The sequence below is a fragment of the Clostridium sp. 001 genome (assembly GCF_019056555.1).
Taxonomy (GTDB): Bacteria; Bacillota; Clostridia; order Clostridiales; family Clostridiaceae; genus Clostridium_B; species Clostridium_B ragsdalei.
Genome location: NZ_CP020473.1, coordinates 1,018,608 through 1,044,665 on the forward strand (window position 1 = coordinate 1,018,608; position 26,058 = coordinate 1,044,665).

22 protein-coding genes and 1 riboswitch are annotated in these 26,058 nt (G+C 30.5%); of the genes, 8 read left to right on the forward strand and 14 right to left on the reverse strand.

Annotated features, from left to right (window positions below; translation table 11 throughout):
- Positions 1-781 precede the first annotated feature (781 nt).
- Entirely contained in the window at positions 782-4,306 is a 3,525-nt protein-coding gene (gene nifJ, locus B5S50_RS04555; RefSeq protein WP_217303221.1) for a pyruvate:ferredoxin (flavodoxin) oxidoreductase, read from the forward strand.
- A 239-nt stretch (positions 4,307-4,545) separates the two neighbouring features.
- On the opposite strand, the gene B5S50_RS04560 is transcribed toward nifJ, so the two are convergent.
- Positions 4,546-4,683: a DUF3787 domain-containing protein gene (locus B5S50_RS04560; RefSeq protein WP_254306751.1), complete on the reverse strand. Its 138-nt coding sequence runs from the start codon at positions 4,681-4,683 to the stop codon at positions 4,546-4,548.
- 230 nt (positions 4,684-4,913) lie between these two features.
- Between B5S50_RS04560 and B5S50_RS04565 the strand changes: the two genes are divergently transcribed.
- Positions 4,914-6,692 (forward strand): glycosyl hydrolase family 28 protein, encoded by a 1,779-nt coding sequence (locus B5S50_RS04565; protein WP_217303223.1) that lies wholly within the window; start codon positions 4,914-4,916, stop codon positions 6,690-6,692.
- 94 nt (positions 6,693-6,786) lie between these two features.
- On the opposite strand, the gene B5S50_RS04570 is transcribed toward B5S50_RS04565, so the two are convergent.
- Positions 6,787-7,536, reverse strand: a complete 750-nt coding sequence (locus B5S50_RS04570; protein WP_217303224.1) for an AAA family ATPase — start codon at positions 7,534-7,536, stop codon at positions 6,787-6,789.
- 18 nt (positions 7,537-7,554) lie between these two features.
- Entirely contained in the window at positions 7,555-8,340 is a 786-nt protein-coding gene (locus tag B5S50_RS04575; protein WP_217303225.1) for an IclR family transcriptional regulator, read from the reverse strand.
- A gap of 182 nt (positions 8,341-8,522) precedes the next feature.
- On the opposite strand from B5S50_RS04575, the gene B5S50_RS04580 reads away from it, so the two are divergent.
- Entirely contained in the window at positions 8,523-9,704 is a 1,182-nt protein-coding gene (locus B5S50_RS04580; protein WP_217303226.1) for a pyridoxal phosphate-dependent aminotransferase, read from the forward strand.
- A gap of 51 nt (positions 9,705-9,755) precedes the next feature.
- Here the strand turns inward: B5S50_RS04580 and B5S50_RS04585 are convergent, their stop codons facing one another.
- Positions 9,756-10,574, reverse strand: coding sequence for a nitroreductase family protein (locus B5S50_RS04585; RefSeq protein WP_217303227.1), 819 nt, complete (start codon positions 10,572-10,574; stop codon positions 9,756-9,758).
- Positions 10,575-10,626: 52 nt separating this feature from the next.
- The gene (locus B5S50_RS04590) at positions 10,627-11,250 is read right to left on the reverse strand and encodes a TetR/AcrR family transcriptional regulator (RefSeq protein ID WP_217303228.1); all 624 of its coding nucleotides are present in this window, start codon (positions 11,248-11,250) and stop codon (positions 10,627-10,629) included.
- Between the two features lie 169 nt (positions 11,251-11,419).
- Here B5S50_RS04590 and B5S50_RS04595 point away from each other — a divergent pair, with 169 nt between their 5' ends.
- Both B5S50_RS04595 and B5S50_RS04600 read left to right on the forward strand, forming a co-directional pair.
- Positions 11,420-12,874 carry a PLP-dependent aminotransferase family protein gene (locus tag B5S50_RS04595; protein WP_217303229.1) on the forward strand — a complete coding sequence of 485 codons (1,455 nt, stop codon included), beginning with the start codon at positions 11,420-11,422 and terminating at the stop codon, positions 12,872-12,874.
- 14 nt (positions 12,875-12,888) lie between these two features.
- Positions 12,889-13,581 (forward strand): aspartate/glutamate racemase family protein, encoded by a 693-nt coding sequence (locus B5S50_RS04600; RefSeq protein WP_217303230.1) that lies wholly within the window; start codon positions 12,889-12,891, stop codon positions 13,579-13,581.
- A gap of 145 nt (positions 13,582-13,726) precedes the next feature.
- On the opposite strand, the gene B5S50_RS04605 is transcribed toward B5S50_RS04600, so the two are convergent.
- Positions 13,727-14,347: a GGDEF domain-containing protein gene (locus tag B5S50_RS04605; RefSeq protein ID WP_217303231.1), complete on the reverse strand. Its 621-nt coding sequence runs from the start codon at positions 14,345-14,347 to the stop codon at positions 13,727-13,729.
- Positions 14,348-14,591: 244 nt separating this feature from the next.
- Positions 14,592-14,723, forward strand: a riboswitch (cyclic di-AMP (ydaO/yuaA leader).
- 149 nt (positions 14,724-14,872) lie between these two features.
- Here B5S50_RS04605 and ablA point away from each other — a divergent pair.
- Both ablA and ablB read left to right on the forward strand, forming a co-directional pair.
- Entirely contained in the window at positions 14,873-16,144 is a 1,272-nt protein-coding gene (ablA, locus tag B5S50_RS04610) for a lysine 2,3-aminomutase (RefSeq protein ID WP_217303232.1), read from the forward strand.
- Entirely contained in the window at positions 16,131-16,985 is an 855-nt protein-coding gene (gene ablB, locus B5S50_RS04615; protein ID WP_217303233.1) for a putative beta-lysine N-acetyltransferase, read from the forward strand. The genes ablA and ablB overlap by 14 nt, the downstream gene beginning before the upstream one ends.
- 74 nt (positions 16,986-17,059) lie before the next feature.
- Here the strand turns inward: ablB and B5S50_RS04620 are convergent, their stop codons facing one another.
- Positions 17,060-18,508: an MFS transporter gene (locus tag B5S50_RS04620; RefSeq protein WP_217303234.1), complete on the reverse strand. Its 1,449-nt coding sequence runs from the start codon at positions 18,506-18,508 to the stop codon at positions 17,060-17,062.
- A gap of 166 nt (positions 18,509-18,674) precedes the next feature.
- On the opposite strand from B5S50_RS04620, the gene B5S50_RS04625 reads away from it, so the two are divergent.
- Positions 18,675-19,313: a TetR/AcrR family transcriptional regulator gene (locus B5S50_RS04625; RefSeq protein WP_217303235.1), complete on the forward strand. Its 639-nt coding sequence runs from the start codon at positions 18,675-18,677 to the stop codon at positions 19,311-19,313.
- A 52-nt stretch (positions 19,314-19,365) separates the two neighbouring features.
- On the opposite strand, the gene B5S50_RS04630 is transcribed toward B5S50_RS04625, so the two are convergent.
- The 7 genes from B5S50_RS04630 to B5S50_RS04655 form a co-directional block, all read right to left on the reverse strand.
- The gene (locus B5S50_RS04630) at positions 19,366-20,577 is read right to left on the reverse strand and encodes an SEC-C metal-binding domain-containing protein (protein ID WP_217303236.1); all 1,212 of its coding nucleotides are present in this window, start codon (positions 20,575-20,577) and stop codon (positions 19,366-19,368) included.
- A 144-nt stretch (positions 20,578-20,721) separates the two neighbouring features.
- The gene (locus B5S50_RS04635) at positions 20,722-21,084 is read right to left on the reverse strand and encodes a sulfite exporter TauE/SafE family protein (protein WP_065079601.1); all 363 of its coding nucleotides are present in this window, start codon (positions 21,082-21,084) and stop codon (positions 20,722-20,724) included.
- Positions 21,085-21,361: 277 nt separating this feature from the next.
- The gene (locus tag B5S50_RS04640; RefSeq protein WP_217303237.1) at positions 21,362-23,881 is read right to left on the reverse strand and encodes a CoA-disulfide reductase; all 2,520 of its coding nucleotides are present in this window, start codon (positions 23,879-23,881) and stop codon (positions 21,362-21,364) included.
- Positions 23,882-24,103: 222 nt separating this feature from the next.
- A complete protein-coding gene (locus B5S50_RS04645; RefSeq protein WP_065079603.1) occupies positions 24,104-24,664 on the reverse strand; it encodes a class I SAM-dependent methyltransferase in 561 nt (186 codons plus the stop codon).
- Positions 24,665-24,700: 36 nt separating this feature from the next.
- Positions 24,701-25,000 carry an iron-sulfur cluster biosynthesis family protein gene (locus B5S50_RS21925; RefSeq protein WP_338030893.1) on the reverse strand — a complete coding sequence of 100 codons (300 nt, stop codon included), beginning with the start codon at positions 24,998-25,000 and terminating at the stop codon, positions 24,701-24,703.
- 127 nt (positions 25,001-25,127) lie between these two features.
- Positions 25,128-25,490 (reverse strand): C-GCAxxG-C-C family (seleno)protein, encoded by a 363-nt coding sequence (locus tag B5S50_RS04650; protein WP_065079604.1) that lies wholly within the window; start codon positions 25,488-25,490, stop codon positions 25,128-25,130.
- A 99-nt stretch (positions 25,491-25,589) separates the two neighbouring features.
- On the reverse strand, positions 25,590-25,877 hold the full coding sequence (locus B5S50_RS04655) for a helix-turn-helix transcriptional regulator (RefSeq protein WP_065079605.1): 288 nt from the start codon (positions 25,875-25,877) through the stop codon (positions 25,590-25,592).
- Positions 25,878-26,058 lie beyond the last annotated feature (181 nt).

Here is a 26,058-nt window from a genome sequence, read left to right on the forward strand (position 1 = left end):
TCTAATTAATAGTTAATGTGGATTTTTTTCCGTTATACTACAAAAAATCTTTGATTAAGCTTTTCACCACTTGTTTCGCTAAAGCGAAACATTACTGATTTATATAAATTTAAAGATTTTTTGCGAGAGCTAAAAATCATCCTTCACTATTAATTTTTCATTATTAATTCTTAACTTGCGAAGCTTTGCTTCATAATTTTTTTAAACTATGAAAGCTAAGTCACATATTATTTATAAGAATATTAATAAATAGTTGCCTTTAATTAACTACTAGTATATTTTATAGTATAGGTTACTTTTTTTAAGATTTCAATGAGATATACATTAAAACTCATTGACAAAATTTATGGAGGTGAGAGATCTATGATAACTATTCAAGAAAAAGCCCTTAAATACGCCAAAAAAATTCAAGGCTGTTTTCTAATTAGGACTCGTTCTAACTGCATAAGCTGCTGAACAGGTGAGATGACGAAAGTCACAAATCTCAGTGTTGAGGTTTTAAAGTATTTTAGTAAAAAAGAAATTTATGATGAATATGAATACTGTGGAATTAAAATTTATATATTGAGTAGTTTAATTTTAGAAGAAAATGTGCATATATTCATGCTCCCTAAAATTCCATTCATGAAACCTGCTTTCAGCGTAAATGGGATAAAATATAATTAAAAATTAAGAGTTAAGAATTAATAATTAAGGATTTAACCTAAATTCATGAATTCAATAGGCATACTTTGTAAATACTAAATATGTTAAAAATTATTTATAGAGGAGGAAGCACAATATGACAAAGAATTTAAAAACCATGGATGGGAATCAAGCTGCTGCTGAAGCTTCCTATGCTTTTACAGATGTTGCAGCTGTTTATCCCATAACACCATCTACTCCGATGGCTGAACTTGTAGACGATCTATCCTCCCATGGTAAAAAAAATATATTCGGTCAACCAGTTAAACTTGTTGAAATGCAATCCGAAGCCGGTGCTGCTGGAGCTGTCCACGGATCATTGGCTGCTGGTGCACTGACAACTACATACACTGCTTCACAGGGACTACTTCTTATGATACCTAATATGTATAAGATTGCAGGTGAACTACTTCCTGGAGTATTTCATGTAACTGCCCGTGCAATTGCAACTCATGCACTATCAATTTTTGGTGATCATCAGGATGTTATGGCAACAAGGCAAACTGGATTTGCACTTTTAGCATCATCAAGTGTTCAAGAAGTTATGGATTTAGCAAATATTGCCCACCTTTCTGCAATTAAAGCCAGTGTTCCTTTTTTACATTTTTTCGATGGTTTCAGAACATCTCATGAATATCAAAAAATTGAAGTAATTGACCATGATGATGTGGCAAAATTAGTTGATTATAATGCAATCCAAAGATTTAGAGACAAATCTTTAAATCCTGAACATCCTTCAGTTAGAGGAACTGCTCAAAATCCCGATATTTATTTTCAGCAAAGAGAATCTTCAAATAAGTTCTTTGATGCTGTTCCAGATATTGTTGAAAGCTATATGAGAGAAATAGAAAAACTTACTGGAAGAGTATATCATCCATTTGATTACTTTGGAGATCCAAATGCGGAATTTATAATTGTTGCCATGGGATCAGTTTGTGATACTGTAGAAGAAACTGTAGATTATTTAAGACAAAATAATGAAAAAGTAGGACTCATAAAAGTACACTTATACAGACCATTTTCTTCTTCTTACTTCTTTAAATATTTGCCTAAAACAGTTAAAAAAATTGCTGTTTTAGATAGAACAAAAGAACCTGGTTCTACAGGGGAACCTCTTTATTTAGATGTAGTAAATCTATTTTATAATAATGCAGATAAACCTGTAATTGTTGGTGGAAGATATGGATTGGGTTCAAAAGATACAACACCTTCTCAAATTTTAGCTGTATTTAAAAACCTTAAAAATCCTAATTCAAAAAATAGATTTACAATTGGAATAGTTGATGATGTTACAAATACATCTCTGGCTGAGGAAGAAATAATAGATACAACACCAGAAGGAACTATAAGATGTAAATTCTATGGTTTGGGATCAGATGGTACTGTAGGTGCAAATAAAACAGCAGTTAAGATCATAGGCGATAAAACAAATTTATATTGTCAGGCTTATTTCTCCTACGACAGTAAAAAATCAGGTGGAAGTACAGTTTCTCATTTGAGATTTGGCAATAAACCAATAAAATCACCTTATCTAGTTTATGAATCAGATTATACTGCTTGTCACAATAAGTCCTTTATTTACAATATAAATGTATTAAAAGGATTGAAGGAAAATGGCACATTTGTTTTAAACTGCCCTTGGAGTGAAAACGAATTAGATGAACATCTACCAGCTTCAATGAGACGGTATATTGCTGAAAATAACATACAATTCTATATAGTAGACGCAATTTCAATAGCACAAAAAGTTGGATTAGGTTCTAGAATAAATATGGTAATGCAAGCTGTTTTCTTTAAATTAGCCAATGTAATTCCTGTAGATCAGGCAATCCAGTACTTAAAAGACTCTGTGGAATATGCCTATGGTAAAAAAGGCGAAACTATAGTTAATGCAAACAAAGCAGCAATAGATGCAGGAGCAAATGCTGCCCATAAAGTTACTGTACCAGAATCCTGGAAAAATGCTAAAGATCCAGATGTGCCAAAAAAAGAATTTCCTGATTTTATAAATAGAATTGAAAAACCTATGGCAAGACATGAAGGAGATGAACTTCCAGTCAGTGCTTTTAATGGAATGGAAGATGGTTCTTACCCACTTGGTGTAACGGCCTATGAAAAGCGCGGCATTGCAGTTTTCGTACCTGAATGGCAAATTGATAAATGTATTCAGTGCAATCAATGCTCCTATGTTTGTCCTCACAGCGTTATAAGGGCCTGCTTATTAGATGATAAAGAAAAAGAAAATGCTCCTGAAAGTTTTTTAACTAAAAAACCTGTTGGCAAAGGTCTTGAAAACTTACATTATCGTATTCAAATAAGTCCACTTGATTGTACCGGATGTGGAAATTGTGCGGATATATGCCCTGCTCCAGGAAAGGCTTTAATAATGAAACCTGCACAAGAAGAAATAGAAGAACAGTCTGATAACTTTGAATATGCTTTGAAAATCATTCCTAAAGAAGTATTAATGGATTTGCATACAGTAAAAGGAAGCCAATTTGCAAGACCACTTCTAGAATTTAACGGTGCTTGTCCTGGTTGTGGGGAAACCCCTTATATTAAACTTTTAACTCAGCTTTATGGAGATAGAATGATGATAGCAAATGCAACAGGCTGTTCATCAATCTGGGGAGCAAGTGCACCTGCAATAGCCTACACTACAAACAATTTTGGCAAAGGTCCTTCTTGGGGTAATTCATTATTTGAAGATAACGCAGAATACGGATATGGAATGTTTCTTGGTGTAAAACAAATGAGAGAACGATTAGCTGATTTGATGGAAACAGCCATGACAATGGACATTAATTCTGAACTGAAAGAAGCCTTTAAAGAATGGCTTGCCGGATTCAATGATGCAGATACTTCAAAAAGAGCTTCTGCAAAAATACTAAGAATCATGAACAATGAGAACTTTAAAGATAATATTGTTTTGAATGAGATATTTATGAAAAAAGATTATTTAATCAAAAAATCTCATTGGCTAATCGGCGGTGATGGATGGGCCTATGACATTGGATTTGGCGGTGTAGATCAAGTACTTGCCTTAGGCGATGATGTAAATATATTTGTTATGGACACAGAAGTCTACTCAAATACTGGTGGTCAATCATCAAAATCGACTCCTACGGGAGCAGTTGCAAAACTTGCTGCCAGTGGTAAAAAAATAAGAAAAAAAGATCTTGGGTTGATGGCCATGACTTATGGATACGTATATGTAACTCAAATAGCCATGGGTGCAAATATGAACCATACCATTAAAGCAATTACAGAAGCAGAAGCTTATAAAGGTCCTTCTCTAATCATAGCCTATGCACCTTGTATAAACCATGGTATTAAAACTGGAATGGGTACTAGTATGGCAGAAGAGAAAAAGGCCGTTGAATCCGGTTACTGGCACCTATACAGATATAACCCTCTATTAAAACAGGAAGGCAAAAATCCATTTATATTAGACTCCAAAGAACCTACAAAATCATATATAGACTTTATTAATGGAGAACTCCGTTATTCTTCATTAAAAACTATCTTCCCCGACGCAGTGGAAAAAGCATTTAAAGAATCTGAAAACAATGCCCGTGAAAGATATGATATTTACAAGAAATTATCATCAATAAAATATTGATTACAATCAATGAATCTTACTTAGTGGGAAAAGCAGATATCCCAAATCTTTGATTTGGTGATAATCGCTTTCTCTTTAGAGTTTTGTTTCTCCCACTAAGTCTAGATGAATTATCTAGGGGCGTAGCTACTGTTATCTCCCACTTTGATAATCGCTTTCACAGAGTGCGAAGAAGTGTTACAGTAGGCAGCCATCAGATAAAAGGCCTAACCATTTGGTTAGGCCTTTTATAATACAAATTATTTCTCATTAGAATCTACATATTCTTTAGCATTTTTAACATCAAATTCACTTGGCACTGGTACTTTTGAAACTGATTTTTCCTTATGAATATTTGCCCATGCTGCAGTATCATGTTTTTCAACTGGTAGTTCCATGAAACTATCTTTAGTTCTATCTCCTTCCACAATAATTCCTCCTCTCATACATATTATCTTCAATTTTAAAAAATGTATGAAAAAATATGAATTAATTAAATTATACTTACTAAAATTTTCACAGCATTACAGCTTTATTCATTAAAATATAATAACTCTTATATATTATTTTAATAATTAGCTATTAAAATAATATATAAAATACTATTAAGCTACAAGGAGATGATCTAATGAATAAAACTACAAATATTAGATTACTAAGCTTATTATCAGGATTAATAGTTGTCGGTTCGTTATTTATAGGATGCAACAGTGTAAATTCTAAAAATATAAGTAATGAAACTATTAAAGATTCATCAGTACCTAAAAATTTAATAGTACCAGCTTTAGCTTATAATGATAATAGCATTACTTTAGCCTGGCACAAGCCAGACAATTACAAAGACATTACTAACTATAACATTTATTTGAACGGAAAATACATAGGTAATACAAATAATACATCATCCAAGTCCAAATCATTGATTGATAATTTTTATAAAGATCCTAGTAATAATTCAGCAGTAAAAATAAGTCAGCATACTTATACCGTTACAGGACTTAAACCAAATACCACTTATAAATTTACTGTTAGATCTGTTAATACTAAGGGAACTGAATCAAAGGACAGCAATACCATTACTAAAACTACAACCGAAGTACCAAAAATATTTGATATAACTAAATATGGAGCTATTGGTGATGGACAAGTCCTTGATACAAAATCTATTCAAGCTGCTATTGATGCTTCTACTAGTGGTTCAGAAGTGCTTCTTCCATCAGGAAAGACTTTTAAGTCAGGTGCACTTTGGTTGAAACCTGGTATTATTTTCAAAGTGGATGGAACTCTTATCGGTTCAGATAACCCGGAGGATTATATAAAAACTGACGCTACATCGAAAGATACCAATAAAAATAATGCTCTTATCAATGCTATTGGCACTAATAGCAGCAAAGATTTAAAAATAATTGGAAGCGGCACAATCGACGGAAACGGATGGAAACAGGGTAACGCTGATGCTCTCACTGGATTCCCAAATTCTTTAAAAAGCAGCTTAAAAACAGTTTCAGAAAATGGTATCCTTGCAGCCAATCAATTTAAGTTAGCAAAAAATAATGGACTTTCTGATACTAAGGCCTATTCTACGAGATCAAATCTCGTTTCAATTAGCCATATAGATAATGTATATTTAGGTGACGGTCTTTCTTTTGAAAATCCTTCACAGCACACTATTGTAACAAGCCAATGCAATAACACAGTTTTAAACGGTGCTCTTGTTAAAACTTTTGATTGTAATAACGCAGATGGTATCGATTTTGATTCAAATGGTTTAATCGTATTAAATAGTGTATTTGATACTGGTGACGACGATATAAATTTTACAGCTGGAAAAGGTACAGAAGATGAAAAAACACGCAAACCAGTAGACAACGTATGGATATTTGATAATTACTTTGTCCACGGTCATGGTGCTATAGTAGCCGGAAGTAATACATCCGCTTGGATAGAAAATGTTCTTGCCGAGGACAACGTGTTAAATGGCACAGGTGCAGGGCTCAGATGTAAAACAACACCTCAAACAGGTGGTGGTGCAAAAAATATCACTTTTCGTGATTCTGCGCTCAAAAACATTACTGACGGCGAAGGTGAACCTTTTACTTTCACCTCAAATTATTCTGATTCAAATAAAGCTCAAGACTTTAAACCAGCTTTAAATCTACCACAATTTAAAGATATTTCCGTTATCAATTGTAGCATAGACGGCTCAAAAGGTAATGCTATATTTGTATCCGGACTAAAAGATTCCTATGATGACAAAATAAATTTTACAAACATATCATTTAAAAATACAAAGCCTGCTAATATAAATTATCTTAGTAACAGCACATTTAAAAATATAACATTCGATACTAATATAAAAAATCCTTGGATTACAAGTAACTCTAAAAATCTTGTTTTTGAAAAGTAGCTGTACCTTATTTTCTATTTAAAAATAAATCACTTGAGTCAATAAGAACTTTTTATTCTACTGCCCAAGTGATTTTTATTATAGTCACTTTACCTCACTTGTCATTTATAAGTATGTCCATCATCTTATCCGTATTATTTAAAAAACTCTTCATCACTTGATAATGTTCTGTTTCTTGATATCCAACTTTTCTAATAGAGTCCTTTATCTCATATATAACTGCGTCAGGGTATGCCATTATAATTGGAGAATGAGTTGCTATGATAAACTGTGAATCTTTCTCTATAAGTTCATGCATCTTTGAAATCATAGCCATCTGCCTGGATGGAGATAGTGCTGCTTCCGGTTCATCTAATATGTACAATCCCTTTCCACTAAATCTATTTATAAATACTGAAAAAAAAGACTCTCCATGAGACTGTCTATGTAATGAACGTCCACCATAATAGGGTAAGAGTCCCGGAGTTTGTTTTTCAAGATCATCAATATTTGTTGCAAGATTATAAAAACTTTCTGCCCTTAAAAAAAATCCATCCTTCGGAACCCTAATACCCTTAATCAATCTAATATAATTATATAATTCCGAATGAGTGTCACAGGTTGCAAAATTAAAATTTTTAGTTCCCCCTTCAGCATTAAATCCAAATAAAACAGCAATTGCCTCAAGAATTGTAGATTTACCAGTTCCATTTTCTCCTACAATAAACGTAACCTTAGGATGAAACTTTAAACTGGATAAACTTTTTATAACTGGTAAACAAAATGGGTATGTTGAAAAAGATTTTACCTTATCTCTCCTAAGCTCTATACTTCTTAAATACTGATTAATATCCGCTTTTTCCATAACTACTTCACAACCACCCTAATATGTAATATTAATTCCTAGTACTTTCACTTTTTCACTGATCCTATTTGCTATATTTTTTAACTCATTTTCAATACACTTTATACCTTTAAACCTCATGCGGCTGATAGGTCCTGAAACACTTATTCCTGCTGCAATCTTTCCTTTACTATTATATATGGGTGCAGAAATACATCCTAAACCATACTCATACTCTTCTATATCGTAAGAAACTTGCTCTGCTATTATCTTCTTTCTTTCTAACAAAAAATCCTCATAATTTGATATAGTGTTTATTGTTCTTTTTTGATTATGCCTTTTAAAATAAGCTTTAATCATTTCGTCATTCTGATAACTAAGAAATATCTTTCCCATAGATGAACAATGCAGAGGAGATACAGGTATTAATCTTGAAACAAGTACTGAGCTTTCTCCATTTACACTGGAAATTGTCACTACATTATCCTCATCTAATATTCCCAAATTTGTAGATTCTCCAGTTTTTGCAGAGAGATCTACCATAAAAGGTTTTGCAATCAAATTCAAGTCAACTTTGGATTTCACTTTTTCACTATACTGAATAAAGATTAATCCTAAACCATATTTTCCATTTTTATCTTTTTCTATAATAGAATTTTGAAAAAGGGTATTTAAAATTCTATATACTGTTGCTTTGGGTAAGTCAAGATTAGAAGATATTTCAGAAACACCAATAGGAACCTCCGATTTATATATTTCATTTATAATTTGAATTGCTCTATCAACCATAGAAATACTATCATAATTTTGTGAATTATTAGTCAAAAGGGACTCCCTCCTCTATTACACTATGTTAATATAATAATATTATCTATAAGTTACGTCAATTTATTATTGAATATTTATAAACATTGTTGAATATTTATTGAAAATATTTTGAGACATGCTATAATAGTTTTTGAAACACCGTTTCAGAAGCAATTTTCATTATAAGGAGATAATTTAGCATGAAAAATAAATTTTTATCTAAAAGGTATTGGAATAGTATATCCACTCCAATGGGTGAAAGTAATGATCTTTTAAAAAAATTTGATGATATTATTGATTTCAGTCTCGGAGATCCTGATATTACAACTAGCGAAATTATAATAAAAAAAGCATTTGAAGATGCCATGAATGGTCATACACACTATACAGACTCTTTAGGTGATCCAGAACTTCGTAAAGAAATACGCAAATTTTACTTAGATAAATATGATTATAACGTTAAAAGTGATGAATGCATGATCACCACAAGTGGATGTCATGCAATGTGGCTGGCTCTAGAGGCCATTCTCGATGATGGAGATGAAGTCATAATACATGATCCTTATTTTACTCCATATCCACAGCAAATAAAACTAGCTAGAGGTATTCCTGTACATCTTGAAACCTTTGAAGAAGAAGGATTTCAAGTAAATTCCAAAAGATTAGAAAACTTAATTACTAATAGAACAAAAGCAATAATAATAAATACACCAAACAACCCTTCAGGAACATGTTTTAAAAAGGAAACACTTAAAGCAATTGCAGAAATTGCTATTAAATATGATTTAATCATAATTGCGGATGATATTTACACACTATTTAGCTACGAAGAACCATTTATTCCAATTACTACTCTTGAAAAAATGCGTGAGCGTACAATTACAATTGGCAGTTTCTCCAAAAACTATGCCATGACAGGATGGAGAATAGGCTACCTTATTGCACCTTCATTTATCATTCAAACTGCTAAAAATATAAATGAAAATAATGTATTTGCCTCACCTTCAATATCCCAACGTGCTGCAATTCATGCACTTAAAAACAGAGATAAAATACAACCTCAGATTGCTTGCGAATATAAAAAGAGGATTTTTTACGCATATGATAGGATTTGTTCAATTCCAAATATGTCGGTTTTAAAACCACGGGGTAGTATTTACCTTTTTGTCAATATAAAAGCTACAGGGCTTAGTTCAAAAGAAGTAGCAGATAAAATGCTAAATGAGGCTCATGTTCTCGTACTTCCTGGCAATGCTTTCGGTAAATGTGGTGAAGGATACATACGACTTGCCATGACAGTAAATACCGAAAAAATGAATGAAGCATTTAATCGTATAGAAAAAATGAACATTTTTAATAAATGCATGGTATCTGCTTTGTAACAGAGGGCTTCTTTGAAGCCCTACAATATACCACTTTGTAATTTGTAATATTTACTTCCATCGCATATCTGCTTTTCTCCTTGGTACAGTTCTTAAATATTTCACATTAGGATATCCAACTATCATGAAAGTTACAACCTTTCTTCCTTTCTTAACTCCAAGAAACTTACTTATTTTTTCATCCATTTGGGCAGCCACAGCAGAAAAACCGCTAAACAACGTTCCAAGTCCTAAAGAATTAATCATAAGCTCCATATTTGAAGACGCTAAAGCTCCATTTACTTCCTGTCTTGCCGTAACAACTATTACTACTGGAGCATTAAAAAACAATCTATCATTTTTAGGGTTTTCTTTATATTCCTTATACATATCAATCCATATTTTAGCATATCTTTGATAAAGTATATTTTTCTCATTTGTATCTTTAAGTATTTTTTCTCCACTTTGATTTAAACTTTCAATTATTAATTTTCTTAAATCCTGTATTCCATCTCTTACAACTATGTAAGATACATCCTGCATATTACTTGCTGTTTGCGTAAACCTTCCAGCTTCTATAATTTTAAGCAGTTTTTCCTCTTCTACTTCTTTGTCTTTAAACTGCCTTATAGTTCTCCTGAACTTGATGAAATTTAATAAAGTATCAGCATCTATGGAAAAGTCTTCTTTATTATATTGTTTTACATCTTCCATGTTATATTCGTCTGTTGATACTGCATTTTTAGGACACACTGCAATACAGTGCCCGCACTTTATGCAAGTAATATTATTAATTTTAGCTTTACCATTTATTATCTCTATGTCTCTTGCAAAACAATCTTTAACACATTGTCCGCATCCTATACACTTTTCACTATTTACATTCATCATAAAGTTTTTACTCCTTTTTCAATGTAATTCTACACTTTTCCCATTCACAATTTTACTTAGTGTATTCTGTAAGTAATCTTTTAAATCCATCATAATTGTATTTAAACGCAAATCTTACCACATTTCTTCGTTCATCCCCATTCATATCACCTTCTAGGGAATCCAGCAGCATATTAAGCATATTGTAAAACACCATTCTTATTACTTTATAATTTTGAGTTGTCCTACAGTTATCTGCAAAATTATATTTTTGCAGATAACTACATTCCCGCTGTATTACATTTTCTAATATCTCTTCTTTCAAATTTTCATATTTTGTACCCTTACTGCACCTTAACAATATCAATAATCTTTTACGATTCGCTATTAAATCCTCTACCTGTTTATGATTTGGAATATACTTTTCTAAATCTTGTTCATTATTAAAAAAGGCTTTTGTTAATATTGGAAATATATTAGAATTATAATTTCTAAAAGCATCTACAAAAGATTGTGGTAAAACAGTATAAAATAAATTTTCTTTGTTTTTAAAATAAATATAAATATTTCCTACTGATATATTCGCCTTTTCAGAGATGTCCTTCATTTTTGTATTCAGATACCCTTTTTCCAGAAATATATCTATCGCTGAACCTTCAATTGCCTGCCTAATTTTGTCTTTTTTTATTTGAGCCATTTTATCCTCCGCCAATGTAAAACTGAATATATAATTCATTTTATAATATGATAGTTTATTTGTCAACGAAGTCTGGATGGTATTATAAATATTTAAACTGGATGTTTTTGAAATACGCCCAAGTTGATATAATAAGCTTAAGAACAACCTTAGCTAAGTGAGTGATTATATGGAAATTAAAATAAATAGAAAAAGTAAAATTGCTTTATACGTTCAAATTGAAAATCAAATAAAAAATATGATTTATTCCAAAATACTTCCTGAAAACTACACATTACCATCTGAAAGACAACTTGCAAATACATTAAAAGTTAATAGAAGTACAGTAATTAAGGCCTATGGCAAGCTTAAAGAAAAAGGTCTCATTGATTCAAATGCTAGAAGAGGCACTTATATTAGCTTTTATGACAGCCATGAAGAAAATGATCATAAAAAGTGCTTGTTTTGGGATGAAATATACAGCAAAAGTTCAAATAATAATTTTGATAATACAATAAGTAAAATTATGAATACTGATATCAATAGCAAAATGATTTCCTTTGGCGGCGGTATGCCATCACCAGATCTATTTCCTCAATTGGAATTTCAGAAAATACAAATTGATTTATTAAAAAATGAAGCAAAGAACATGTTTTTTCAAAGTCCCGTATCTGGAAACAAAGATTTAAAAAATGAAATCAAAAAACTTATGTTAAATAGAGAAGTTAGAATATCTACAAGCGACATAATTGTTACTTCTGGTTCTCAGCAGGGATTGGATTTAGTTGTAAGAACTTTTGTAAATTATAATGATGTAATATTAGTGGAAAACCCAACGTTTTTTGGAGCTATCCAACTTCTTCAGACACTAGGTGCTAGAATCATAAGTATTCCTATGGATAAATACGGCATGAGAGTTGATGTACTAGAATATTTAATTAAGGAATTTAACCCAAAATTTATTTATACCATACCAAATTTTCAAAATCCAACAGGAATCACTATGAGTCTTGAAAGAAGATATGATCTCATTAAAATTTCAGAAAAATATGGAATTCCCATAATTGAAGACGATCCCTATGGTGAACTCAGATACGAAGGTAATTATCTGCCACCTTTAAAAGCATTAGATAAAAGTGGTTATGTAATATATTTAAGCACCTTCTCAAAAGTAATTTCTCTTGGTTTAAGAGTGGGCTGGATCGCTGCTCCAGAAAGAGTAATAAATAAACTGAGTTTGTTTAAGCAGCTTACTGATTTACATGTAAATACCTTAAGCCAGCATATTATATGTGAATTTTTAAGACAGGGCTATTATAAAAAGCATGTTAAAAAAATAAGAAAAAGCTATTCTCTAAAAAGAGATTTGATGTCTGAAGAACTTACAATCAATATTAAAAGTATAAAGTTTTTTAAACCTGAAGGTGGCTTTTACATTTGGTGTAAGCTTCCAGATAATATTTGCTTAAAGTCACTTTTAAAAAAATCTTTAAAAAATGGAGTAAATTATGTCACTGGAAACTCCTTCTACACTAAAAAAGATGAAAAAGGTAATTTTATAAGGTTAAATTTTACTTATCCTAAAAATGAAGAAATCATAAAAGGTATAAAGTTATTGCAACTTAGTATATCTGAAATAATTTAAAGGAGATGTTTAAATTGAAAAAAATTGGTTTAATAGGCGGTATGAGTTTTGAATCCACTTTGGAATATTACAGAATTATAAATGAAACTGTTAAGAAGACTTTAGGAGGACTTCATTCAGCTGAATGTATATTATATTCAGTAGACTTTAATGAAATAGAAATTCTTCAACATCAAAATAAGTGGAAGGAATTATCAAATATAATGGTTAATGCTGCTCAAAGTCTTAAAAAAGGCGGTGCTGATTTTATCATAATATGTACTAATACAATGCATAAACTAGCTCCTGATATAGAAAGCAAAGCTGGAATCAAGGTTTTACATATAGCAGAAGCTACAGGTAAAAAAATAATTGAAAAACATATAAAAACTGTAGGACTCCTTGGAACAAAATTTACTATGGAAGAGGATTTTTATAAAAAAGTTTTGAAAGATAAATTCAATATAAACGTAAGTATTCCAGATGAAGATGATAGAGAAGTTATTCACCAAATCATATACAATGAATTATGTAAAGGTGTAATAAAAAATTCATCAAAAGAAAAGTATAAGCAAATAATAAACAAGCTGCATTTAAATGGTGCTGAAGGAATAGTTCTTGGCTGTACCGAAATACCTCTTTTGATACAACAAAAAGACGTAGATATTCCAATATTTGATACAACAACAATCCATGCTGTTTCTGCTGTTAAGTTTGCTTTAAAGTAAATAAACTAAAGAAATACTTTATACTATAACTGATATTCTAATATAAGGACAGCAGCAAAAGTAATTAACTGCTGTTCTTATATTAATTTTAATACCTATGCCATCCTATTATAAAATAAAACGCCTTTTATTTTTATAACAAACATTATTTACTATATTTTTTAAACAAATCATCAAGAGCCTCTCTTAAAAGAAATGCTTCAGTTCTATCTGTTGACTTAGAAAGTCTAGAAAGTCTATCAAGTTGTGTTTTTGTAAAATAGTTAGACTTTAAAACCATACTTTCTGCTTCAGAAAGACATATTCTATTTTTGCCCAGTTCTTTAGCCCTAAACAAAGCACTATCTGCTACTCTAAAAAGTTCAACTACATTCTTAGCATCTCTTGGATAACTTGCAATTCCAAAGCTTAAAGTAAAATAAATATCTTCTGTTTTCATATTATCACTTATGTCAAATGTATTATCTGATAAATACCTCCTTATTTCCTCTAATTGCATAAATCCCCTTTCAGCACCTTGTTTTGCAAGTAATATATTAAATTCATCACCATGTCTATAAATACTATCTTCAGGTAACAAATTATTATTTAAAATTAATATAAGCTTTTCTATTACTTTATCTGCAATATCATTTCCATATAAATTATTTATATTTTTAAAATTGTCAATATCTGCAATTACAATACTAAAAGGGCCTTCATTTTTTGATATCAACTCCTCCATTCTAGATACAATATACTCTTTAGAAACAAGCTCCCTATTCATCAAAACAACCTCCATATATGATCTTTAATTAATTTATTTATTACACTTCAGTATTAGTATTTTATGATTAAAATTAATTTTTCAAATATATAATACTATAATTCCATCTATAATTATAATTTCAAATCTAAAACTATTCCAGTAAAAAATATATTTAATTTAGTATATATTTGAATTTAGTATAGTAACATATATACATTGACATATATATGTTACTATGATATACTTATATACATAATTTAAAATATTGATAATGCTTAATCACTTTGAGCGGGAGAACCAATTTTTGGGGTGAATCTTATCCACGTGATAGGTAGGGTTAATTTCTTCGATCCGAATCCGTCAGCTAATCTCGTAATCATTGAAGGGAAGTTTCAATATATAATATATATTTTGTACTTTTTTTACTATAAATATAATTAGTAGATTTAATAAGTTGCATTTTACTTCTCTGCAACTTATTATTTTTTGCAGTGATTAAGCATCATCTTACAAATCACGAACTTTTGAAAGGAGTTTTTTAACTTGCAAAGAAACTATAAAGACATACCATTATGGAGAAATACTTCCCCAGACGAATGGAACAGTTGGGAATGGCAAATTTCTAATAGAATTACGACATTAGAAGAATTAGAACAAGTTGTAAATCTTACTAATCAAGAGAAAGATGGTGTACAAGCAAGTCTGAAGAAATTACGAATGGCAATAACACCCTATTATGCTACATTAATTGACCCTAATGACTATAATTGTCCAATTAGAAGACAGGCAATTCCGACAATTTATGAGACAGAAATTTCTAAATGTGACAGCAATGATCCATTACATGAAACTCTTGATTCACCAGTTCCAGGATTGACACATAGATATCCAGACAGAGTCCTTCTACTTATTACCCAACAATGTTCTATGTACTGCAGACATTGTACAAGAAGACGTTTTGCAGGACATACTGATAAAACTTTGTCAACCAGTAATTTGATAAGAGCTTTCAAATATATAAAAGCTCATAAAGAAGTACGTGATGTATTAATATCTGGTGGAGACGCACTATGTGTTTCAGATGAAAAATTAGAATTTATATTAAAAGAATTAAGTAAAATAGATCACATTGAAGTGATAAGAATTGGTACAAGAGTTCCTGTTGTTATGCCTCAAAGGATAACTTCTAAACTATGCAATATTATAAAAAAATATCATCCAGTTTGGATTAATACACAATTTAATCATCCAAATGAAATAACCAAGGACTCAATATTAGCTTGTAATATGCTTGCTGACGCTGGAATTCCTCTTGGAAATCAATCTGTACTTCTAAAAAATATAAATGACTGCCCATACATTATGAAAAGCCTTGTACAAAAATTAGTAGCTAATAGAATAAGACCTTATTATATATATCAATGCGATTTATCTGAAGGAATAGAACATTTTAGAACACCTGTATCCGCTGGTATCGAAATTATGGAATTATTACGTGGACATACTTCTGGATTTGCAGTTCCCACTTTTGTAATTGATGCCCCTGGAGGAGGCGGTAAAATACCTATTAATCCTCAATATGTAGTTTCTCAATCACCTGACAAACTAATTCTTAGAAACTATGAAGGAGTATTGTGCACCTACACGGAGCCTTCTGATAAATCCCATAAATGTAAACATTGCGGAATATGTGATAAATTTAAAAATTATGAGTCTAAAGGGCTGGAAAAACTTTTTAGAAATGAAAAAACTTGCTTAATTCCAAAAGATAATTTTAGAATGAGAAGGAGGGAAATAAATAGTGCTCATAAATAGACCTAAATCTGATTATGATTACCATACCAAAATAGATGAAAATGATATATATGTTGATCATACTAATAATCGTGTAAAAATAATTAATTTTAATAATATATCACTGCAAAGCGTAAAACAGATAATACATTTTGCTTCAAATCACCATTTAAGCAAAATTATTTGCAATTGTGATATTAATTCCTACAAAACTCTTTTTAATTCTGGATTCCAACTAGAAGGTAAAATTGACGCTTTCTTTAAAGGTAAAGACGCCTTTTGTATGTCATATTTCATAACAGATAACAGAAAAAACTATAAAAATGAAGAGAAAGAGAATCTATTTTTACTACAAAGTTTAAATGTTAAAAATAACTTTGTATTTAAAGAAAATATCTTTAAATACAATATAAGAAATGCTACAGAAAATGATATAGATGAATTAATAGCTTTATTTTCTAGCATATTCATTACGTACCCATCACCTGTATGTGACAAAGAATATTTAAAACAAACTATGAATAAAAAAGTTTTATACAAGGTCGCTGTGGACAATGGAAAAATAGTCGGAGCAGCATCGGCAGATTTAGATAAAAAAAACTTAAATGCAGAAATGACTGATTGTGCTACTTATCCTGATTACAGAGGTAAAGGCATATTATCAAATATAATTTATTTTTTAGAATTAGATCTTAAGAAAATGGGATTTATTAGTCTATATAGCCTTTCTAGAGCAATAAATCCCAGCATCAATTTTGTATTAAGCAAACACAACTATAACTTTAGAGGTAAACTAATAAATAACTGCAATATATGCGGGGGATTTGAAAACATGAATATTTGGGTTAAAGTACTTAAATAGTTATACAACTGGGGTTGTCGTACTAAAAATAAATTCTGCAATATGTTGTATACAAATTTTTTAGTATAACAGCCCTATTTTACTACATTAACTGCAGCATCTTCACATGGTGCTGCAGACTTTCCACGCACAAATGACAATACTATTGCTGCTATAACACATATTGCTGCCACAATACATGTAACCTTAGCTGCAAATCTAAATTCTGCCTGCCACAGCAATGTACTTTTCAACCCCTTTGATATAAATGCAGATGCTGACTTATTCATGCTAAAAGCAATAAGTGCTGCGGAAATTGCCTCCCCTGACATCATTCCAAAAGTTCTCATTGTACCAAGAGCTGCCGATGCAACTCCCCTTCTATCTGCAGTTACACTTCCCATTACTGCACTAGTATTGGGAGTTTGAAAAAGTCCTCCCCCAAAACCATATATAAAGAAAACTACAGTTAACATCCAAATTGGCGTTGAAGCATTAAATCCTCCAATGAATAAGGTAGCTAATGACATTACTGCAAGTCCAATACATCCTATATATCGACTATCAAAATTATCTGAGATTGCACCACTTAAAGGAGCTGCTATAATCATAGCTATTGACATAGGTAACATCATTACTCCAGACATAAAAGGAGTAAGCATTCTCATCTTTTGCAAATAGTAAGGAGCTAGAAAAACTAAAATAAATTCTCCCATGTAAAAAAACATAGCTGCAAAAGTACTTCTTGTAAAAACTTTATTTTCAAAAAGCTCCATATTAAGTATTGGATGCTTAGATTTCTTCTCAAATGCAATAAATAATATGAGTACAAAAATACCTCCTAAAAGAGAAACAATACTTCCAATATTAAAATAAGACTTACTCAAAAGGTTTAATGGAAGTAACATTAAGAAGATGGCAGCAATAATTAATATACTCCCTGCAAAATCAAACTGAACCTCATTTCTTCTTGTATCATCATTTTTAATAACTTTAATAGCTAATATAGAAACAACTATACCAATTGGAACATTTATAAAAAATATACTGCTCCAGCCTGCCCTAGAAGCCATAAGTCCTCCTAATGCCGGGCCTGTACAAACAGCTACAGCTACAGAAATAGCTATCATTCCTAAGGATTTTCCCCTATTTTTAGGGTCTACTGCATCAATTATAATTGGACTTCCACTGGAAGAAATCATAGAGGCTCCAATTGCTTGAGTAATTCTAAAAACAATCAACATGACAATAGACGTTGATAGTGCACAAAAAAGAGAACTTATTGTAAATAACATTAAACCAGCTACATAAATTTTCTTATGACCAAACATATCAGAAAGTCTTCCAAATGTAAGTTGTGTTGCACCAAGCACCATTAAATAGCCTACTATTATCCATTGTATAGATGACATGCTGGTATGAAAATACGACTGCATAATTGGCAGAGCGGTATTTACAACATTTATATCAAAACTAGATATAAATGTACCAAGCATAATTATAATTACTGTACTTATTCCTGTTTTACTCTTCACTGAATTCATATTTATAGCCTCCAAATCAGAATGTGAATATTTATTCTTGTTTATGCTCATTATATTACGCCAAGTTTATCCATAAGTCAATATATAAATAAGAACTTTTATTCATATTTTTTATTGACAACCTATTATTATTTCTTTAAAATGTTGATATAAGGGATGTGATAACATGATAAATGAACGTAAAGTAAGAGAACCCCAGCAAAAAAGAAGTATAGAAAAAAAAGATAAAATACTTAAGGCCGGCTATAAACTAATTTGTAAAAATGGATATTACAAGACAACAACCTCAGAAATAGCAGCTGAGGCTGGTGTTTCAATAGGATGTCTTTATTCTTACTTTAAAGATAAGCATACTATTTTTTTAGATATTCTTAAAAAATATCAGGCACAATTTGATAAACTTCGAGATGAATTTATGAATAAAATGATGATTTTTAAATCACCAGAAGAATGTTTCCGTGAATTCATGTTAATACTTATAGATATTCATGATAAGTCTGTGGATTTTCAAAGAGAAGTAAAAACACTTTACTATTATGATCCAGAAGTTGCAGCACTTTCAGATGAACAAAGAAAAAAGGTACAAGATGCCGCACTCTATTCTATAAAATTATATAAGGAATACATTGATATAGATGACTATGAAGCTGCCGCCATAGTTACATCACTTATTATAAATTCTGTAGTAGACGATGTTTCTCTTTATAAAAGCTCAATTGACAGGAATCGTATTTTAGATGAAACTGTTAAAGCTTTATGTAGATATTTAAAAATGAAACCAATAAATCACTTAAATAAGTACTAATACCTGCCATTATAGCTAAAATAGCAGGTATAGATCCTCTTATTTGAAGATTTTATCCTCTACCACAACATTTTTTATACTTCTTTCCACTTCCACAAGGACAAGGATCATTTCTTCCTATCTTTTTTTTATTAACTACAGTAGAGGAACTAAGTTCCGCTGGAGTATATCCTTTTATAATCCACTGCCTTATATTATTAGCAAATTTAATAACTTCACTTCCAATAAAACTTGATTCATTAACATTTGAAAGCTGAAAGTTACTTAAGAAATCTGAAATAGCCTCAGAAATTTTTTCATTATTTTTAATATCTGCCTCTAAGGAAAATATTAAATCTTCTGCTACATCAACATCTATATCAAAATTATTTATTAAAAAACTAAAAAATCTCTTATATGCTTTTGTTTTATCCTGAAAATCTGCTCTTGCTGCTGCCAACAATTCTTCTTTTTTGAAAGGATAAAAATCCAGATCAATTCTTTTATGCTGCTTTAAAAATATAGCATCCACATTATCAACTAAAGCATCATTACCTATATTTCCATTATACTCAAATTCATTATAATAAGCTGCTCCATTTTCTAGTACAACTTTAAGATCCATGCTTGATAAATCAAAATCAATATATTTTTTTATCAATTGCTTAAAATCATCAATATGAATAACACCATAATAATTGCACATTCCCCAAAATAGTTTTATAACTTGTCCGTTATTTTCCATTCTATCTCTCAAACTTTTGTTATCTTTATTTAAAACTATTTTTTGCAATTCTTCTGGCATAATAATGACATATTCTCCATTTAGTATTCCCGTAAAAAGAAATGCCATATCCCTAAAATAACCAATATCATTTATTTGTATATTTGTATATCGAACTTTACAAAATTTTTTTCTTGCAAGATCAATTAAGAATTCAAATCTTTCAACATCTATATTTTCTATAAGGAAATGTACCTTTTCCTCGTATAATTCTAATATTCTATTTTTTAGTTCCTCTTTCTTTAGACTTGAAATTTTATTTATATAGAGATTTCTTGCTATATTCAGCAATTCAGCTTTTGTTAGTCTATTTAAATGATATTCCAGTGAAAAATCTTCTTCAATAGGCTTCCAACTTTTAAGTTCTTTTTTTAATTCAGATTTTATTATCTCGTCTTCATCTTCATAAGAAAAATTCTCAAGTTCATCTTCCTTTCCTACACCTGCAATTTTACTTGCCTCATTTGTTTTTAAATATGTATTATCTTTAGTTTCTTTCAATATATACAACACCTCTTAAAAATTTATAAATTAAATTTACTACACCATCATATGTCTTTACCTGAAAATTTTATATCATTTATAGAAATAATGCAACATTCTCCTTTATTCCTCTCATTCACAAAATATTTATTGAATTAATTTTTATTTACTAAAAATTAATTTAACAGCTATTAACATCATTAAAATTCCAAATAATTTTCTCATAGTATCTACTGGTATGACATGAGACATTTTAGCACCTAAAACTGACCCTATAACTAAAAATATACATATTAATATTCCTGCTTGAACATCAACATGACCTTCTTTGTAATAGTCTATAAATGCAAGTATGCCTACTGGAGGTAATAAAATTGCAAGAGATGTGCCCTGGGCTTTTAACTGGGTGAATCCACATAGATAAATTAATGCAGGTACTATTATAATTCCGCCACCTATACCAAATAACCCACTTAAAATACCTGCAATACAACCTATAACAATAAATAAAATAATATTATTCATTACTTTTAACCTCCATATTTTGTTATATACTATTGCAATACAATTACGTCCCACACTTATTTCAATCCATAATTAATTTTCAATTCTACTTTCATATTTTATCCGATAACTAACCATTTTAATATTCCAACTTTTTCAAGTATATCTCTGAGCAGTTACATCACTGGATAACAATTTTTCATGAAGAATAAAATCTTCTTATATGCTGAAACACTAAAAGGTTTGTTAATAAGCATCAGATGGAGTTTTTAACTCCATCTGATGCTTAAAAATCTGTTTATATAAATAGGTTAACGTTAGAGTCTTCTGCTTCTCCTAGATAGTATCCTACACCACCTACTTTAACTCCATCTATTAGCTCTTCTTGTTTAAGTCCCATTACATCCATACTCATCTGACATGCAACTATTTCTATTCCACTGTCAATAGCTGCTTTAATTAGCTCATCCAATGAAGAAACATTTTTATTTCTCATTACCATTTTCATCATTTTTGTACCCATACCAAGCATATTCATTTTGGAAAGTTTTAACCTTTTAGCTCCTCTCGGCATCATAAAGCCAAACATCTTATCCATGAATCCCTTTGAAACACTAACTTTTTCATGCTTTCTTAAAATATTAAGTCCCCAGAAGGTAAAAAACATTGTAACCTTTTTACCCATAGCCGCTGCTCCGTTAGCTATTATAAAGGACGCTAAAGCTTTATCCAAATCTCCACTAAACACAACTAATGTTTTATTGTCTTTCTGTGCAATGGTAGCATTATTAACTGAATTATTATTTGAAACTGCTTGTTTTTTATTACCTTTTCTTATAAAAGCTATTATATTACCTTTATCTTTTTCTCTGCTAAGGAGGTCATTATTAGTTCTTTCACACCAAGATTTTATATCCTCATAAAATCCCTGATCTGATGCCATTACCTTTAATACTTCTCCTTCTTTCATATCCTGTATATTACTATTAACACGCATTAAAGGTCCTGGGCAGCATATTCCACAAGCATCAAGGTTTTTGTCAAATTCTCCTTTTTTATATGCTTCATCAGCTTCTTTATATTCATTTAAATTGCTCTCTAAACTTACATTAGATTTTCTCCCTCTTAAATCCATAGAACCGCCTTCACCACTATTATTCATTACAACATCTCTTGGTTTAAACTTACTCATAGTATAGGTTTTATATCCACCTGTTAGATTTTTCACTTTAAATCCATTTGCTCTTAAAATTCTTGCAGCTATATACCCTCTAAGTCCTACCTGACAATAAACTAATATTTCTTTACTTTTATCCAGTTCATTCATTCTAGCCCTTATATCTTCTGAAGATATATTTATAGACCCTTCTATGCTGCCACCGCTGTATTCTAATTCAGTCCTCACATCAACAAGCTGTGTTTTATCCTTATCTCTATTATCTATATCCTCTGAAAGTATTACTTCATCTTTGCCGCTTAAAACGTTTTCTGCAATAAATCCAGCCATATTTACAGGATCTTTAGCTGAAGAATAAGGCGGCGCATATGCAAGTTCCAATTCTGTTAAATCATAAACCGTTCCACCAAGCCTCATAGTAACAGCTATATCATCAATTCTTTTATCTACCCCAGCATATCCAAAGGCTTGAGCTCCTAGTATCTTTCCTTCATCGTTGAAAATAAGCTTCATTGTCATTGGTGCTGCACCTGGGTAGTAGCCAGCACTTGAATTAGGATGAAGGTATATAGCCTTATATGGTATGTTCTTTGATTTTAATGTTCTCTCGTTGTTCCCTGTGCTTGAACCTGTCAATCCAAATACTTTAATAATTGCTGTTCCCATTGTTCCTTTATAAATTGAATTTAAACCACATATATTATCTGCTGCAATCCTTCCCTGCTTATTTGCTGGTCCAGCAAGTGCAATAGCAGTTTTACTTCTATTTATAAAATCAACTACTTCAATAGCATCTCCTACTGCATACACCCCTTCCACTTTAGTTTCCATTTTATTATTTACTATTATATGACCTTTAGGTCCAAACTCTATTCCTGAATCCTTTAAAAAGGCAGTATCCGGTTTTACTCCTATAGCAAGTATAATCATATCTGCATACAAAATTTCCCCACTGTTTAGAATTACATTTACTCCTGTTCCATCTTCTTTAAATTCCTTAACCCCGTCATTTAATACAATTCCTACGCCGTTATCCTCTAATTCTTTCTCTGCAAAAGTTACCATTTCTGAATCAAAAGGTGCTAATATGTGTGGTGCCGCTTCAACTAAAGCTGTATTTAAGCCTCTTTCTTTAAGATTCTCAGCCATTTCAACTCCTATATATCCTCCACCAATAACAATTGCATTCTTTATATTTTCTTTATCAACATACTCTTTTATTTTGTCTGTATCAGGGAGGTTTCTTAGTGTAAATATCTTGTCACTTTGTATTCCAGGAATAGGGGGTTTAATAGGAGTTGCCCCAGGTGATAAAATTAAATAATCATAGTTTTCTTCATACTCTCCCTTGTCTTTACTACTAACCTTTACTTTTTTACTTTTACTATCTACTGTTATTACTTCACTATTTACCCTAACATCAATATTAAGACTTGCCTTCATGGCCTCAGGAGTTTGTACTAACAGCTTTTCTCTCTCTTTTATAGTTTCTCCAATATAGTAAGGTAATCCACAATTTGCAAAAGATATATATTCACCTTTTTCAAACAATATTATTTCTGCACTTTCATCAAGTCTTCTGAGTCTAGCAGCAGCTGATGCTCCTCCAGCTACTCCTCCAACTATCACTATTTTTTTCATATATATTTCCTCCAATCATTACATTCTCCGTTATCTAAAAGACCTTTTTATATACAATCAAATGTGCTAATAATTTAAGTATCTTAGCAGTTGCATTATATCTATTAAAATTCTTATCTATAATTTTTCCCTTCTATTCAAATATCATGTATGATATTGTATTTATATATTGAGATATAGCGATATAACTATCATAATTTTTACTAAAACAGATCTTTTTCATTATACTTTAAATTTTAATCCATAATGTTCAGTATTAATATTTACTTCTGCTAAAAATGTAAAATCTAAATTTTCAACTATATTCCTTAATTCTTCTTTTGATATTCTTTCATTTGCAGGCGGTCCATCTTTCATATCTCTTTTATCCCAATCAATTATATAAACATATCCTTTATTTTTTAGTACTCTTTTTGCTTCAGTGAAAAATCTTACCTTATCTTCTATTTCATGAACAACATTACATACAAAAACATAATCAATAGAACTATCTTCTACTGGAAAAGAATATTCTTCACTCTTTTTAAATTCTATATTTGATATATCTCCTGCTTTTTCTCTTGCAATATCAATAATTTCTGTCATTATATCTACACCAATTACATTTCCATTAGTAATAATTTTTGATGCTGGTATAGTAAAATAACCTATACCGCAACCTATATCAATCAATGTACCTTTATCCCCTATTTTAAACTTTTTTAAAGTTTCTTCAGGAGGCATACTCTCTCTTCTTTTTGGATTATCCAATTTCTCTAACTTTTTAATATCAAATTTATGCATTTAACCACTTCCTTCATTCCACAGTTGTTTATATTTTTAACATGAAGAAGAATTTGGACTACTTATAGTGAATCCTGGGCTAAACCAATTATTTGAATAATCAATAACTGATCCATTTACATATGTTTCAAGATCCAAATTATAAACAATACTCATGCCTTCTACTTTAACAAGTATATCGTCATTATTTTTTAACTCATCCAGAGCTAATTGTAATTTTGGGCCACCTCAGCCATAACCTCCAAAGCTAATCCTTAACATTGCATTTACTATACTCTCATCTTTTTGCTTAATTTTATTAAACTTTTCAACTGCCCGCTTAGTAACCTTAACCATAGTAAATTCACCTTCCTTTAATATTTTTATCTTAACTTGTATTTACATATAACAAATTATTTTTTAAGTTAAATTTATATTGCTATATTTAAATATAGCAATATAATAGTTAAAAAAATTTTTCCTATTACTTATTTAAAATATGATTTAAGCCTTCAAAAGTATGTTCTATAATTTCTGCACACCCTATACCATTCCTCTTTAAATCTTTACATGTTTCTGTGCCATATTTTTGTTTTACATCTTGTATTAATTCGTTTGTAAGCCCTCTCGCTTCATTTTTCTCTGTACCGTTCTCTCTTCCCTTTATAAAACCTATGATTACAGCTGCAGCTCCAACAGCTCCACATGTACTTCCAACAGTAAACCCTGCACCCATACCACTGCCAAGGCTTATTGGAATGCTAGTACCATTCTTTTCATTATACGCCTTGATTATAGCTTCTCCACAGGTATATCCTTTCTTATGATATTCTGATGCCTTTGTCATAATGTTACCTCCTAATAAATATATAATAACTTTCTTATATACTTATATTAAGATGCTATTTTATTTTTGTCAATATGCAAATTACATTTAGCATAAATTTTATTTACAATAGTTTTCCTTCAATACTTGAATTATATTAACTATCCTTTCGTCTTTAATAAAATAGGTTATTGTCAATCCACTTTTATTTGAATCCAATATTCTGTTAGCTTTAAGTATTGATAAATGTTGTGACAAAGCTGGTTGAGTCAAATAACTCATTCTTTCATGAAGTTCACTTACTGTCATAGGTTTTTCTATTAAATAGCACACTATCACCAATCTATTTTCATTAGATAATACTCTTAGTAGTTTTGATATTATTTTAGCTTTTTCTATTTCTCTCATTTATACCCTCCCATATTTTTGTGTATAACTATCTCGACTTTCGCACATATAAAACTTTGACTTAATATAAAAACTTTGTGAAGCAATATTTTTAATTAATAGTTAAGAATGAAGAATTAATAGTTAATGTGGATTTTTTTCCGTTACACTACAAAAAATCTTTGATTAAGCTTTTCATCAC

Excerpts from the sequence above, each read along its gene's own strand:
- nifJ (WP_217303221.1), top strand. The coding sequence starts at position 782 with ATGACAAAGAATTTAAAAACCATGGATGGGAATCAAGCTGCTGCTGAA.
- B5S50_RS04560 (WP_254306751.1), bottom strand. The coding sequence starts at position 4,683 with ATGGAACTACCAGTTGAAAAACATGATACTGCAGCATGGGCAAATATT.
- B5S50_RS04565 (WP_217303223.1), top strand. The coding sequence starts at position 4,914 with ATGAATAAAACTACAAATATTAGATTACTAAGCTTATTATCAGGATTA.
- B5S50_RS04570 (WP_217303224.1), bottom strand. The coding sequence starts at position 7,536 with ATGGAAAAAGCGGATATTAATCAGTATTTAAGAAGTATAGAGCTTAGG.
- B5S50_RS04580 (WP_217303226.1), top strand. The coding sequence starts at position 8,523 with ATGAAAAATAAATTTTTATCTAAAAGGTATTGGAATAGTATATCCACT.
- B5S50_RS04585 (WP_217303227.1), bottom strand. The coding sequence starts at position 10,574 with ATGATGAATGTAAATAGTGAAAAGTGTATAGGATGCGGACAATGTGTT.
- B5S50_RS04590 (WP_217303228.1), bottom strand. The coding sequence starts at position 11,250 with ATGGCTCAAATAAAAAAAGACAAAATTAGGCAGGCAATTGAAGGTTCA.
- B5S50_RS04595 (WP_217303229.1), top strand. The coding sequence starts at position 11,420 with ATGGAAATTAAAATAAATAGAAAAAGTAAAATTGCTTTATACGTTCAA.
- B5S50_RS04605 (WP_217303231.1), bottom strand. The coding sequence starts at position 14,347 with ATGAATAGGGAGCTTGTTTCTAAAGAGTATATTGTATCTAGAATGGAG.
- B5S50_RS04620 (WP_217303234.1), bottom strand. The coding sequence starts at position 18,508 with ATGAATTCAGTGAAGAGTAAAACAGGAATAAGTACAGTAATTATAATT.
- B5S50_RS04625 (WP_217303235.1), top strand. The coding sequence starts at position 18,675 with ATGATAAATGAACGTAAAGTAAGAGAACCCCAGCAAAAAAGAAGTATA.
- B5S50_RS04635 (WP_065079601.1), bottom strand. The coding sequence starts at position 21,084 with ATGAATAATATTATTTTATTTATTGTTATAGGTTGTATTGCAGGTATT.
- B5S50_RS04640 (WP_217303237.1), bottom strand. The coding sequence starts at position 23,881 with ATGAAAAAAATAGTGATAGTTGGAGGAGTAGCTGGAGGAGCATCAGCT.
- B5S50_RS04645 (WP_065079603.1), bottom strand. The coding sequence starts at position 24,664 with ATGCATAAATTTGATATTAAAAAGTTAGAGAAATTGGATAATCCAAAA.
- B5S50_RS04650 (WP_065079604.1), bottom strand. The coding sequence starts at position 25,490 with ATGACAAAGGCATCAGAATATCATAAGAAAGGATATACCTGTGGAGAA.
- B5S50_RS04655 (WP_065079605.1), bottom strand. The coding sequence starts at position 25,877 with ATGAGAGAAATAGAAAAAGCTAAAATAATATCAAAACTACTAAGAGTA.